10 protein-coding genes are annotated in these 12,597 nt (G+C 39.5%); 6 read left to right on the top strand and 4 right to left on the bottom strand.

Annotated features, from left to right (window positions below):
• Positions 1-747: 747 nt before the first annotated feature.
• From TOL9009_RS0127105 to TOL9009_RS0127125, 4 genes are all read right to left on the bottom strand, one after another.
• Entirely contained in the window at positions 748-1,035 is a 288-nt protein-coding gene (locus tag TOL9009_RS0127105) for a Mo-dependent nitrogenase C-terminal domain-containing protein (protein WP_029636271.1), read from the bottom strand.
• A gap of 397 nt (positions 1,036-1,432) precedes the next feature.
• Positions 1,433-2,866: a sensor histidine kinase gene (locus TOL9009_RS0127115; RefSeq protein ID WP_029636275.1), complete on the bottom strand. Its 1,434-nt coding sequence runs from the start codon at positions 2,864-2,866 to the stop codon at positions 1,433-1,435.
• 156 nt (positions 2,867-3,022) lie between these two features.
• Positions 3,023-3,496 carry a DM13 domain-containing protein gene (locus tag TOL9009_RS0127120; RefSeq protein ID WP_029636277.1) on the bottom strand — a complete coding sequence of 158 codons (474 nt, stop codon included), beginning with the start codon at positions 3,494-3,496 and terminating at the stop codon, positions 3,023-3,025.
• A 123-nt stretch (positions 3,497-3,619) separates the two neighbouring features.
• On the bottom strand, positions 3,620-5,269 hold the full coding sequence (locus TOL9009_RS0127125; protein WP_029636279.1) for a glycosyltransferase family 39 protein: 1,650 nt from the start codon (positions 5,267-5,269) through the stop codon (positions 3,620-3,622).
• 270 nt (positions 5,270-5,539) lie between these two features.
• On the opposite strand from TOL9009_RS0127125, the gene TOL9009_RS46265 reads away from it, so the two are divergent.
• From TOL9009_RS46265 to TOL9009_RS0127155, 6 genes are all read left to right on the top strand, one after another.
• A complete protein-coding gene (locus tag TOL9009_RS46265) occupies positions 5,540-5,749 on the top strand; it encodes a hypothetical protein (RefSeq protein ID WP_144238352.1) in 210 nt (69 codons plus the stop codon).
• Between the two features lie 759 nt (positions 5,750-6,508).
• A complete protein-coding gene (locus TOL9009_RS0127135) occupies positions 6,509-7,750 on the top strand; it encodes a sedoheptulose 7-phosphate cyclase (RefSeq protein ID WP_029636281.1) in 1,242 nt (413 codons plus the stop codon).
• Positions 7,743-8,576, top strand: a complete 834-nt coding sequence (locus tag TOL9009_RS0127140; RefSeq protein WP_029636282.1) for an O-methyltransferase — start codon at positions 7,743-7,745, stop codon at positions 8,574-8,576. Before TOL9009_RS0127135 ends, TOL9009_RS0127140 begins: the two co-directional genes overlap by 8 nt.
• Positions 8,577-8,704: 128 nt before the next feature.
• Complete coding sequence (locus TOL9009_RS0127145; protein ID WP_029636283.1) at positions 8,705-10,069, top strand: ATP-grasp domain-containing protein; 1,365 nt, start codon at positions 8,705-8,707, stop codon at positions 10,067-10,069.
• A gap of 301 nt (positions 10,070-10,370) precedes the next feature.
• A complete protein-coding gene (locus tag TOL9009_RS0127150) occupies positions 10,371-11,339 on the top strand; it encodes a DMT family transporter (protein WP_029636285.1) in 969 nt (322 codons plus the stop codon).
• A 67-nt stretch (positions 11,340-11,406) separates the two neighbouring features.
• Complete coding sequence (locus TOL9009_RS0127155) at positions 11,407-12,570, top strand: TauD/TfdA family dioxygenase (RefSeq protein ID WP_260675950.1); 1,164 nt, start codon at positions 11,407-11,409, stop codon at positions 12,568-12,570.
• Positions 12,571-12,597 lie beyond the last annotated feature (27 nt).

Below are 12,597 nucleotides of genomic sequence, written 5' to 3' on the forward strand. Positions count from 1 at the left end.
CTTTGCTGGCGCTCCCATCTCTACAGAGAATCCGGATGAATATTCCTCTTCAAATTCTGCCCAGGGTATTAAATTTCCCAGAATAATCCAACGATTATCTGATGACAACTTTCCTTCAAACGGAAGTCCAAAATTTTCTGGTGAGACTGGAGGTTGCCCCTGTTTTCGATACATATGTACTAATAACCCACTCCTGAGTGCTAGTCACGTAGATGCAAGGATTTTGGGTTATTTTAGCCTCTTATCTTGCACCTGAATATATTTCTTTGGTCTGATGATCTGAGAATGTAAGCTTTTCTTTCTTTTTCAGCAAACCCTAATTAATAGTAATAAAAACATTGCAACCGTCGTATAGACGTTCCGGCGGAACGTCTATACCCGCCGGAACGTTTTTACATTACAAGTAATTTGCCGACCTAGATATTATATCATGTCCAGCCAATAATTATATTATTCTGGCAAATTAACTCTAATAAAACACGATCAAATCGTGTAGAGACGTTCCGGTGGAACGTCTTTCCTACAATATAAGCAATTTACCAGATATGGTATTAGACAAAATTAGTAAGCTTGGAAAGCCGCTTGTCACCGTAAGGCTTTAAATTCAGGTCGTTAAATTGAAAAGATATCTGCGTCGGCTGCCTGAATTATTTACAGGTTTGCACAAAGTCTGGCTAATGATTAATTGAGGCTGAAGGGTTAATTAACTATAGACTTTTAGCTTTTGCATCATAAAAACATGAAATTTTAGCAATAAGCTGTCACATCTTCACCGCATTCATCAGCTAGATAACACAAAGCTTTGAAACGCAGACCAACTACTTGTTCATAAAGAGGATTTAACTTACACATTGGGGGAATGTGAAATAATTTGCGTCCAAATAATTTGATATCTCTTTCAAAAGGACATTGAGCAGGAATAAGTTGGCACAAGAAATGGGCAAGTTTAGGATTATTAATTTCTCTCGATTCCATCCACTGACGGATTGGTTGTAGGAAATCGTTTTGTGATTGGATTTGGGTAAAGCTTGTCATGATTGATCTCCTGATGATTTATGATTAGGTTGCCTTTTCTGTTTGGGTTTGAACCTTTTGTTATAAATAAATAGGTTCTGATTCATTAGCTTATGCAGTTATAGCGGTTCTCGCTTGAGTTGTTATCAGGGATAGCGCTGAATATATCTCTCTTATGGGCACAACTTTAACTACAGATTCAAATGATGCCGTTCCGGATAATATAAGAGATATTTGCCTCTCAATACGGAGATGGGGAGATGGGAGATGGGAGATGAGGGAGATGGGGGAGATGGGGGAGATGGGGGAGATGAGGGAGATGAGGAAGCAAATTCTTTTTTGTCCCCTTGTCCCCTTGTCCCCCTTGTCCCCCTTGTCTCCCTTGTCCCCCTTGTCTCCCTGTCCCCTCCCCTATTCCTCATTCTGGTAATCGATAAGCGGGCAAAGTGATTGTAAACACACTTCCTTCACTTAAACGCGATCGCACTGTTACACTTCCATCCATCCCCTCGACAAGTGTCTTCACAATCGACAACCCCAAACCACAACCCCCAGTGGAACTTGTACGCGCTTCATCTACACGGTAAAATCTCTCAAAAATCCGTGCTTGGTGTTGTAAAGGAATTCCATAACCTTTGTCGCGAATTTGAATAATTGCCGATTCTTCTTGTTGATATAACTTCACAATCACGGTTGTATCGGGTTGCGAATATTTAACAGCATTATCAATTAAATTAATTAATACTTGTTTGAGGCGGTTGTAATCTGCTTTTACCTCAATTGAGCCATTTTCTGATTCAATTGTAATTCGGCGCTGGGTATACTTTTCAGCCATAGTCACAACTTCTGCAACCAAGTCATTCACCACGCAAGGTTCTATGCGAAAATGTAAATAACCGCTATCTGCCCGTGCTAAGTCAAGTAAATCCTGTAAAAGGCGAATCGTGCGTTCTGCTTCCGATGCTGCTGTTTCTAAAGCTTCCCGTTGAATTTCTGTTAAGTTATTTTGCCGCCGCAATACGCTTTGCAAGTAACCATGTACGATAGTTAATGGCGTGCGTAATTCGTGAGAAACATTACTAACAAATTGTCGCTCTTGTTCCCAAGATTGAGAAAGGCGAGATAACATCATGTTAAATGTTTGCGTTAGTTCTTTGACTTCGCTAGGTGCATTATGAAGATATAAATGCGCTTCTGGTAAATCTTCAGCAGAAATCACTTCTGTCATTTGACTAAGCTGGCGCAGAGGTTGTAAAGAATATTTAATATAAAATGCGATCGCTACAGAAATTATTGTAATTGTCAAAATACTGGCAATACTCAAACTCCTCAAGATTGTTTGAAACATCCTTTGTTCGTAGGTAATATCCTGCACAACGTACAAATTTCCTAGCATCTTGCCCTGTACGAACAATGTATCGGAATATAAAAGAAAGTAGCGTTGATTAATTTTGTAAACTTGGGGTTTAGTCGGCATATCTGCCAAAGACATTAACTTAGTTGCTGTAGAATCAGATAGCAAATTCCCAATGGTAGATTTTGCCAAGATTTTGTTTTCTGAATTTTTTATCCATAACAATGTATTGGTAGTAGTTAAGTTATTAATTGGGCGTTGCAACCCTGTTTCTGATGGCGTAATTTCACGATCAAGTTGGACATATACTGGTAAACGTGTAGCTATTTGTTCTATACTATGTTTATGACTTTCAATCAAAATTTCTTCCATTTTCCAACTTGTCCAGATAGCAAGGCTACTTAATCCCAAAGCTGAAACGGCAGCAACACCAATTGTTAAACGCACCCGCAATGAAAAGGGATCAATATTTTTAAAAATTTTCTTGATTTGATTCACTCTTATACTTCGCTATAGTTAGGATTAAATATTAACAAGTTAAGAGTAATAGCTAGTTCGGTTGAATACTTATGTATTTGTCCCTTCTTCTACTTAACTCCTAACTTACAAATTTAATTACCAATTATCTTTTTCCTTTTGCTACTCACACTATAATTACTTACCCAAAGGTGCGTAGCCAAAAGTAGCATTGAATTTACGACACCATACCGCCACAGAACGAAAGTCTGCTAAATTAACATTGTTGGGAAGGGTATAGCGTTGAGCACCGCTTGTCTTTTGTAAACGGGCAATACTCACATAATCTTTCTTTTTAATACCCAATACTGGCGGTGCATCCGAACGATGTAAAATCACATACAAGTCGGGACCTTGATCAGTTTTGAAACTTTGATCAAACTCTAAATAGCGTTTTCCTTTTTCGGTAACTACACGAACCGTACCTTGAGTAGGGTGTTCCCCAGCTTTAAAAGTTCCAGAATCGGTGGTTGTACCTTGCCTTGCCTGTGCGACAGTAGTACTTACCGTTGTCTGCTGCATCTGCGTACTTACTTGCTTTGAGGTTGCCTCTTTTGCATAGCTTACGGTTAAAACAGCAGCGATACAAACTGTTAAAAACTTGAACTTCATAGCTTTAATGTTCTTCAATTCGTTTATAATTACACTTTAAAGCCTCATTCCCCTGACAAAATTAATTTAAGCTGAGAATTGGTTTAGATTTTCTGTTCAGTTTTTCCCAATGATGTTAAACGCTTATTTGTTTGAAACTGAAATATTGCGTCTGCGTAAGTTACGGGGTTTTGCTAGTTTACCAAGTGAATAAAAATTATCTTGATAAACAACATTTAGTTTAGATTTATAGTTCGTTTCTATTTTTTTTCGGAAATCATTTGCCGGATTTAGGAAAAATACATCTGTAAATTGATTAGAAATTTTAGGTATCTTTTGTTCTTTCAGCAACAAAAAGCGGACTTTTGGTTCTAAAAGATAGCTGAGAGAAAAGACATTTCCATAATTAATGCCAAAAGAATCACTAATTAAAAGTGGACGCGAAGCTTGATTGACAATTGTGGCAACCTGTGCATTACCATAGCTAATTACCTTACTCCACCAAGTTTCGGCTTGGGAACTCACCCCACAAGAAATGACTCCACAGGTAATTATTAGCACTGTAATCATTTGCCAGATTTGCCGACGCGCTAAATTTCCGCTATATATCTGAGTTGCTAACAGATAAGCAACAGCAATTTGAATACCCAAATAAGAAGGCAATAAATAGCGATCGCTTAATGAGCGTATTCCCCCAAACAGCAAATCTGCTAACATTAAAGGTAGCGCAGGCACGGCAATTAATAAGACAATAAATAACCAGCTTTTTTTATTAGTTGTCCGATAAAGAAAATAAATTGCATAACCAACGAATATTAAAATAACTGGTGTAATTAAATAGCTGAGGGGATTTTCAAATCCAAAGTTCAAATCAAAGAAAATATGACTTAACTGAATCAGCCAAGCTGGAATTAAATTGATAAAATTAATTGGCATCTTTGTCCAAGATGTTGCCGAGTCCAATTGAGAAAAGTTGAACAGCACAACTAATATCCAAGGCATAAAGGCTAAAAAGCCCGCCAGGGAAGCGAAAAGATAAGCTTTTACTGTTTTAGTAAACTTAAATTTAGCAATGGTAAATAGATAAATAGCATGAGCAACAGCAACAAATCCAGTTAATAAAAATGTATATAAACTTAGTGCTAAAGTTGCCGCATAAATCCCCCAGACAAAAATAGGATTTGGTGCTTGCTGTTTTTTGCCTACCGCTTTACTTTTTGATTCTAGTCGAATTGCTCGCAGCAGTGAGGCGCTAGATAGTAATATAGTTACCGTCCAAAGCATATATTCTCGTGCTTCTTGAGCATAGACAAGATGAATCGGAGAGATTGCCACCAGAGCGATCGCTATAAAAGGGACTGACAATGGCACTCTAAATAATTCTTTGCATAACCAATAAACGCAGGGAAACACCAGCAAGCTGATAAAAGCAGACAAACTTCTAATTGCTGTTATCGAACTGCCAAAGATTAGCACCCAAAATCGAGCTATTATGTAATAAAGTGGTGGATGTTGTGGATCTTCTATTGCTAAAGATTTAATTGTGTCACCTAAGTTTTTTTCGGAATTAAGACTTTGGTACTTATTAAAATATGTCCCAGGAATTACACGATTATTAAAAATTTCCTGTTTTACTTCCTGTGCTGTGTAACCAGAAATCCGCAATGAGGTATAAGTTTCATCATGCCAGTAAACTTTACGTTCTAGGTTAGCAAAGCGAAAAAATATACCGATCGCCAACAAGACAACAATCAAAAATCGCAACCAACTGGGAGCAAGTTTAAAATGGTGCATAACCAATCCCAAGAAGTTGTTAAAAAAATCACCCAGGTCGGTGAATTGACATTTCTGGAGCATTGTTCGCTTACTCAGAGAGATGCGTTTGTTGTAAAACATCACCAACCTTACTTTGACAGTAACCTAATTTAGTACATTAACTCCTTAATATTGAAATTGAGCTAGACCGAGTTTGTCTAGATCCCACATTCGGCATCCAAGGGTGTCATAATCGGTTTTTTCGGATTTAATGCCCGATTAAAGGCTGTATTTTATACATTTATGCTCGTGATATATTGTCGAGCGATCGCGTTGCTCCCAATTTTGAAACGTCCAAAAATTGGATTTTCACCCTCTTCTTTTTTAAGTGCAGCCAGTTCCTCTGCTGAAGGCAATTCATACGTCAGGAAAATAAGTATCGCTGAAACCCTTTTCAATCGAGTGTTTCAGCCAAGTGCAGTGGGGAAAATTATACAGCTTTGGCACGGCGATACCTAAAATATCTATCTTTAGACATACTTTGTTAAAAATGCCTATTGCCCAGTATAGTTCGCATGGTGGATTGACTTAAATTCCTTGACGTATGTTATGATTTGTATACTTCTAATGTTATGAATTGTATTGTATTCTAAGTTACTAACCAGGAAATAATTTCCTGATTTAAGCCAAAATAGCTTAATTTAGAACTATAAAGCCAATTCAACCAAACTTAGAAATTTTTAATACACAGCCGTTCCTTAACAATGTTAAAGTTTTGTTACGATGAACTCAGATATGTCTAATGGTAAAAAACAGCTAACTAAGGATTAGTCAAGGTTAGAATTTCAAATTGAAGCCTGGAGATTAACTAGACGATCAATTTTATAGGCTAGAAGTTTTGCGGAATCGTACAGTTGGAAGCCACTAGAGTTAAACATAGTGGAACAAATCTGAATTAAGATGAATTCCCCAAATTTAAACTCAACAATTCCGGAAGAAATATGCAAGTTTTATGTCAATATATTGCAAGTGGGACTAGTTGACTAGTCTGAGGTTATGCCGAATTAAAGGTTAACCCACCTACAGAATTTACTCAAATCAATGGTGTTGTTTAATAACATCACCAGTCAGCAATAAGTGTTAGCTTTTTATTAGAAGCTAATTTTCTAGTACCTTAAATCTAAAACGATAAAGGGCATTATTTATTGCGGACGTGCATTAGGGTAAATCGGAATTATTGCCGAAATATCACATTAGTTGGAATCAAGGTTAATAGACATGAATAAGGTTCAAGCATCGTTTGAAGCTACGGAAGCTGCGTTTTACGTCGAAGGTTACGAAAAAATCGATTTTAGTCTTGTCTATGTCAACGGTGCATTTGACATTAAAAACAGAGAAGTTGCAGATAGCTATGCGAAATTTGGTCGCTGTCTGACTGTAATTGATGCTAATGTCAATGAACTTTATGGTGAGCAGATCAAGTCATATTTTAGGCACTATGACATTGATCTCACACTATTTCCCATCATCATTACAGAGCCGGCTAAAACCCTTGCAACCTTTGAAAAAATTGTTGACGCTTTTTCGGATTTTGGCTTAGTTCGTAAGGAACCAGTTTTAGTTGTCGGTGGTGGTTTAATTACTGATGTGGCTGGGTTTGCTTGCGCTGCTTACCGTCGCAAGAGTAACTACATTCGCATTCCGACTACGTTGATTGGTTTAATTGATGCAGGTGTAGCAATTAAGGTCGCAGTTAATCATCGCAAGTTGAAAAATCGCTTGGGAGCATATCATGCACCTTTGAAAGTTATCCTCGATTTCTCTTTTCTGAAAACCTTGCCAACGACTCAAGTTCGTAATGGGATGGCAGAGTTAGTGAAAATTGCTGTAGTTGCTAACTCCGAAGTCTTTGAACTGCTATACGAATATGGGGAAGAACTGCTTTCCACTCACTTTGGACATGTGAATGGTACACCGGAACTTAAAGAGATTGCCCATAAAGTCAACTACGAAGCAATCAAAACCATGCTGGAGTTAGAGACTCCTAACTTGCATGAAATAGACCTCGATCGCGTCATTGCCTACGGTCACACTTGGAGTCCTACCCTGGAACTAGCTCCACATGTACCATTGTTCCACGGTCAAGCTGTAAATATTGACATGGCATTCTCCGCAACGATCGCTCAAAAACGAGGATACATCACAACCCAAGATCACGAACGTATCCTATCGATGATGAGTCGTTTGGGTCTTGCTCTTGACCATCCTATGTTGGACTCTGAATTAGTGTGGAATGCAACTGAGTCTATCAGTTTGACTAGAGACGGTTTACAGAGAGCTGCAATGCCTTGTCCTATCGGCAGTTGCTTCTTTGTCAACGATATGACTCGTGAAGAACTTGACTTGGCGATCGCAGACCACAAACGCATCTGTGCCAATTATCCACGTAGTGGTGCTGGGATAGACGAGTACGTGAAAATTAATGAGTCCGCTTTAGTTGGAAGTGCCATCAATGTCTAGTGTCTTACATCAACAAAAGGCTCGTCCGGTAACACCACTCGGAATTTTAGTTGAGCATCTGGCAACTGCCATTCAGATGATCGAAGCAGATGGGAATGTGTCGGAGTCCATCGCATCTCATGTCAAGCAAGCGTGGCATCTCGCGGCTGGAATCGACCCTTACTTAGAAGAATGCACCACTCAAGAGTCCAAAGCGCTGGCAGCGCTGGCGAAAAGGACTCAAGAGGAAGCTTGGAGCAAGCAGTTCACTGAGGGAACCACAGTACGTCCCCTAGAGCAGGAAATGCTCTCAGGACACATTGAAGGACAAACGCTGAAAATGTTTGTCTACATGAGTCGTGCTCAACAAGTGTTGGATATCGGTATGTTTACAGGGTACTCAGCACTTGCAATGGCAGAAGCTCTGCCAGAACATGGGCGTTTAGTAGCCTGCGAGGTCGATTCTTACACGGCTAACCTGGCACAAAGTTTATTTGAGCAATCTCCTCACAAAGGAAAAATTCAGGTGGAAGTAGGGTCAGCATTGGAAACACTTGACAAGCTTGCCGCTGCTGAGGAGTCCTTCGATTTGGTATTCATTGATGCTGATAAGAAGGAATATGTGCAGTATTTCCAAACTCTGCTAGACCGTAATTTGCTAGCACCTCACGGAATTATCTGTGTGGATAATACCCTGCTTCAGGGACTGGTTTATTTACCTCCCCAAGAGCGAACTCCCAATGCAGAGGCGATCGCACAATTCAACCGCATTGTTGCCGATGATCCTCGTGTTGAGCAAGTGCTACTGCCCTTGCGAGATGGGTTAACCATTATCCGACGTCTCTAAATTAGGGGAGGGGGAGAGTAGGGACAAGGAAGAAGTCATACTACTTCTGCCAATAGGGTTCAAATAAGCCTTGTTTCACACCACGCTTCCCCCACTCCCCCACTCTCCCCCTCCCCCTCCTAATGTTTATGGCGCAATTCCAAAACCTCATATCGCCTATTGTGGCTACTTTTCAAAATCTTGCTACGCTCTTATTACTGGTGATAGCATTTCCAATTAACTGCATTGTTGTTTTAGCTTCGCTGTTTGGGAATTTTTTAACTCGTTTGTTTCCTAAGCAAGTTGTTGTCAACCCGAACCGAAAAAATATAATGGTCAGCGGTGGTAAAATGACCAAGGCGCTGCAACTTGCGCGATCGTTTCACGCGGCTGGACATCGGGTTATTTTGGTGGAAACTCATAAATACTGGCTGACTGGTCATCGATTTTCTAATGCCGTCGATCGCTTCTATACTGTTCCTGCACCGCAGAAAGATCCAGAAGGATATACGAGAGCTTTAATTGCGATCGCCAAACAAGAAAACATCGACGTTTATGTTCCTGTATGTAGTCCTGTTGCTAGCTATTACGACTCCTTAGCGAAGCCAGCATTGTCAGCCTGTTGTGAAGTTTTTCACTTCGATGCTGAAGTCACAAAGATGCTGGATGATAAGTTTACCTTTAGCCAAAAGGCACTTTCTCTAGGTTTATCTGTCCCGAAGACTTTCTTAATTACAGATCCCGAACAAGTTCTCAATTTCGACTTTACCAACTCCAAGCGCAAGTACATCCTGAAAAGTATTGCCTATGACTCAATTCACCGCTTGGATATGACCAAGCTACCAATTGACCAGAGCGAAAATATGATAACTCATGTTCGGGGTTTGCCAATTAGTAAAGATAACCCTTGGTTGATGCAAGAATTCATTCCTGGAAAAGAGTACTGCACACACAGTACAGTCAGAAATGGTTCCTTGAGGGTGTACTGTTGCTGCGAATCATCGGCTTTCCAAGTCAATTATGAAAATGTGGAGAATCCCAAGATTTTTGAATGGGTGAATCATTTTGTTCAAGAACTCAAGCTGACTGGACAAATTTCATTTGATTTTATTGAAGCTGAAGATGGAACAGTTTATGCGATCGAGTGCAACCCACGCACACACTCAGCTATTACCATGTTCTATAACCATCCAAAACTCGCGGATGCGTATTTGAACTATGCACCAGATCCAGACTATCCTTTGCAGCCTTTGCCTGATAGTAAGCCTACTTACTGGTTGTACCACGAGATTTGGCGGCTGACCAATATTAGGTCATTTGGTCAACTGAAAACATGGGTCAAGAATATTTTGAGAGGTAAGGATGCAATTTTTAGTCTGAGTGACCCCCTACCATTTTTAGCCGTTCACCATTGGCAAATTCCCCTGCTGCTACTTAACAATCTGCAAAGGCTAAAAGGCTGGATAAGGATAGATTTTAATATTGGCAAACTCGTAGAGATCGGGGGCGACTGAGTAAGCTAATTGTATACATATAGTTACTCAATACTTATAGCCTTTCCTAGTCTACTGAGGTACAAATTTATCTGCGTCCATCGGCGTTTATCTATCTTCCGAAGCGGTTAATTCAATATTCTGTACCTCATGAATGTGGGAATCGCTATACTCACTTTTATTGATATATTCCTACGTCGTTCTTTAGTGTTGCTTCGGTTATAACAATAAGTATGTCTAAATAGTAGATTTACATTCCTAAATCCCGAAATGCAACACATTAGTCAGAAAGACAAATATTCCTACTAATTGGAAAATATTGATGTTCAAAGCTAAACTTAAATTCCTACAAGAACAGTTATTTCTAACACCAACTACGGTAGCAATTATTTCATTGGTAGTAGGTTTAATAGCCCTATCTTTCTCGCCAATTCTGATCCGCTTAAGCGAAGAAGGCGAACTTGGTCCAAATGCTACCATCTTTAATCGGTTCTGGATCTCTACTGTTGCCTTTGCATTGTGGAATGGAGTCACAGCAGCGCAAAATCGACTGTCTCATAGCGAACCAAAACCGCAAGTTTATACAACCAGGCTACTCTTGCTCTTGCTAGGAGTCGGGTTTGTAATGTTTGCTACTCTTATTCTCTGGGCTTGGTCACTAAATCAGACTAGCGTCGCTAACTCTACGCTCATGCACAATTTGGCTCCACTGTTCACCGTCTTAGGGGGGTGGCTGATTTGGGGAAAGCGCTTTGACGGTAGATTCCTGATGGGTATGTTTATCGCCATGCTAGGAGCTTGTATCCTAGCCTACCAAGACTTCTCATCAGTTGGTGACAAATTCCAAGGAGATATATTGGCATTATTATCAGCCAGTTTTCTTGGTTTATACCCGCTCATCGTCGAAGAACTACGAACTCAATTGAGTCCGATCGCGATCATGACTTGGTGTTCTGCGATCGGTACGCTTTTGCTTTTACCCATTGTTATATTCACAGAAGAAAGAATTTTCCCTTGTTCTTTGAGTGGATGGTTGACCGTAATTTCCCTAGCTTTGGTATGTCAAATACTAGGACTGGGACTTTATGCTTATTGCCTCAACAAATTATCTTCAGGATTTGTCTCTTTGTGCGATCTATTTGTTCCCGTCCTGAGCGCTCAAGGAGCTTGGTTTATCTTTTCGGAAAAGCTCAACTGGACTACCTTGGTAAGTTTTGTTGTGATTATGTTAGGCGTATATGTAACTTCATTTAGTCAATCTGCTATCAAGCCAGAGATTGAATCAGTTTAGAGGAATTAAGAATTGGGGACTTTTAAGCTTATTGGTCAATTACTAACTGGAACAATTTTTCACTCTTATGAATAAGATGCAAAATCTTCCAACTTCTATTTCAAGAAACATGAGATTAAGGTTTTTGCATGATGACGAAAAAACTTTTTCGAGTGCTGAAACAGAACTACCTCTAGTTATAGAGCCAGTCAATGAAAAATCTTTCACAGTTCTAAAAGCACTACTCAACGAAAGTTGCGACTGGTTCAATAAACAGTTAGATACATACGGAGCTATTTTGTTTCGAGGATTTGAAGTTGAGGGTGCAGAGCAATTTCAAAAAGTTTTGGAGCTACTGAATATCGAATTGGAGTCATTTTATCATTTTGGCAGCGCACATCGTGTACGAATAACTGATAAAGTTTTCACCTCTTCGGAAGCTCCACCAGATACGATTATTGCTCCCCACAATGAACTCAATATGGTACCAGTACGACCCAGCGTACTTGCTTTCTTTTGCCAAAATCAGCCCGAACTATATGGCGAAACTCCCATCATAAATACGGAAAAACTATTTTATAGTCTACCTCCCAGCTTACAGCACAAAATTAGCAACTTTCCTCAGCGATTTGTGCGATATGTTCCCAACCATCTATTGGAGATTGTCTTCGAGCAACTCTCGAAAGACGAGATTAGCAAACTTCTCCAGGAACAAGGATTTGATTTTACATGGCAAGAGGATGGCTCTATTAATTTTGAGTGTTCTCATATTCCCTTATTCAGTCACCCAAGAACCAATAGGCTCTGCTTTTGTCTGAGCATTGTTGATTGTTTAGTAAGTAGAGAATGGTATCGAAACCTCGAACAACGGTATTCATTTAGGCAAAGACTCTATTACAATTGGCTACCAGCAAAATTGTACAAAAGAATTCAGCAAGGATTAACAACAGCAGCGACTGTTGTCGATGGTTCACAAAAACGAACCAGTACCCTTAATACATATTTTTTGGATGACCATAATCAACGCACGACAATGACAGCAGCAGAAGCGAAAGAATTGGGCAAAGCTGAATGGAAAAATGCAGCTATTTTTCAGTGGAAGCAAGGCGATATTCTCATTGTGGATAATCTACAGGTTGCTCATAGTAGACTCAATACTAAACTTAAGCGAAAAATACTCACTGCTTTTGGAAATATGTGTAATATTCACGATATGAAACCAGCTTTATTAACAAGTGGTTTAAATATATAGCGTTTTTTAGTCTGCTGAGGTACAAAT

The organism is [Scytonema hofmanni] UTEX 2349 (assembly GCF_000582685.1).
GTDB classification, from domain to species: domain Bacteria; phylum Cyanobacteriota; class Cyanobacteriia; order Cyanobacteriales; family Nostocaceae; genus Hassallia; species Hassallia hofmanni.

Bases quoted from the DNA above. Each gene is read 5' to 3' on its own strand.
- TOL9009_RS0127145 (WP_029636283.1), top strand. From the start codon at position 8,705: ATGGCGCAATTCCAAAACCTCATATCGCCTATTGTGGCTACTTTTCAA.
- TOL9009_RS0127150 (WP_029636285.1), top strand. From the start codon at position 10,371: ATGTTCAAAGCTAAACTTAAATTCCTACAAGAACAGTTATTTCTAACA.
- TOL9009_RS0127155 (WP_260675950.1), top strand. From the start codon at position 11,407: ATGAATAAGATGCAAAATCTTCCAACTTCTATTTCAAGAAACATGAGA.
- TOL9009_RS0127135 (WP_029636281.1), top strand. From the start codon at position 6,509: ATGAATAAGGTTCAAGCATCGTTTGAAGCTACGGAAGCTGCGTTTTAC.
- TOL9009_RS0127105 (WP_029636271.1), bottom strand. From the start codon at position 1,035: ATGACAAGCTTTACCCAAATCCAATCACAAAACGATTTCCTACAACCA.
- TOL9009_RS0127140 (WP_029636282.1), top strand. From the start codon at position 7,743: ATGTCTAGTGTCTTACATCAACAAAAGGCTCGTCCGGTAACACCACTC.
- TOL9009_RS0127125 (WP_029636279.1), bottom strand. From the start codon at position 5,269: ATGCACCATTTTAAACTTGCTCCCAGTTGGTTGCGATTTTTGATTGTT.
- TOL9009_RS0127120 (WP_029636277.1), bottom strand. From the start codon at position 3,496: ATGAAGTTCAAGTTTTTAACAGTTTGTATCGCTGCTGTTTTAACCGTA.